The organism is Leisingera sp. F5, from assembly GCF_001593695.1.
Genome location: NZ_LUKH01001197.1, coordinates 1 through 1,201, shown reverse-complemented (window position 1 = coordinate 1,201; position 1,201 = coordinate 1). Strand labels below are relative to the sequence as shown.

Sequence of the window (1,201 nt, the reverse complement as noted above, 5' to 3'; positions counted from 1 at the left end):
GCTGGCGCGGCGGCTCAGCCCCTATGCCTGGGGCGTGAACGGGCTGGAGATCGACCATGAGGCGCTGAAGATCGGCCAGTTCGCAGTGAAGTCCTGCGAGGGGCTGACCCATGACGGCACCGTGTTCCGGGTGCCGATGGCGGACCCGCACCCGCCGGCGATGGAAGTGCCCTCGACGGTCAAGGATTGCATCGTCTACATGACTGTGCCGCAGCGCCGCCAGGGCGCCACCGAGGTAGATCTGAGCGGCGCCGAACGTTCGGCCAGCCGGTTGCGCCCGGACAAGCAGGAAGTGACCGATGTGACCTCGACCGAGCGCAAGCCAGTGGAGCTGGATGTGGGCAAGATGCGGCTGCAGTTTGCGCTGGAGGTGGACGATCTGGCCGATCTGCTGGCGATCCCCGTGGCGCGCATCATCGAGGTGCGCCCGGACAAGGAGATCGTGCTTGATCAGGCCTTTGTCCCGGCTTGCTTGGACGTGCGGGCGGCGCCTGCGCTTAGCGGTTTCCTGCGTGAGCTGGAGGGGTTGCTGGCGCACCGGATGGAGGCGCTGGCGGGCCGCTTGTCAGAAGCCGGCGGCGCCCGCGGGGTGGCGGATGTGTCGGATTTCATGCTGCTGGCAGTGGTCAACCGGATGCTGCCGCAAGTACGCCATCTGCGCAATATCGAGAACCTCCATCCCGAACGGCTGTTCACCGCCTGTGCGGGGCTGGCCGGGGAGCTGTCGGTGTTCATGTCGACCGAAAAACAGGCGCCGGAGTTTCCGCCCTATACCCATGACAATCTGGTCGAATGCTTTGCGCCGGTGATCCGGGTGCTGCGCCAATACCTGAGCTCGGTTCTGGAGCAGACCGCGATCCCGATCAAGCTGGAGGCGCGCAAATACGGTATCTCGGTGGGGGTCATTGCCGACCGGAAACTGCTGGGTAATGCTGGTTTTGTGCTGGCGGTCAGCGCGGATATTCCGGCCGAGGATGTGCGCAAGCATTTCTCGGGCCAAGCCAAGATCGGCCCCGTCGAGGAGATCCGCCAACTGGTGAACTCGGCGCTGCCGGGGATCACCCTGCGGCCTTTGCCAGTGGCACCGCGGCAGATCCCCTATCACTCCGGCGTGGTCTATTTCGAGATGGATGCGGACAGCCCCTATTGGCGCAAGATGACCACTTCGGGCGGCATCGCGGTGCATGTGTCTGGGCAGTAT

1 protein-coding gene is annotated in these 1,201 nt (G+C 64.7%); it reads left to right on the top strand.

The features are described 5' to 3' along the window. Positions 1-1,201 (top strand): type VI secretion system baseplate subunit TssK (tssK, locus tag A2I95_RS40090; protein ID WP_291737901.1); only part of this gene is annotated, 1,201 nt, incomplete at both ends.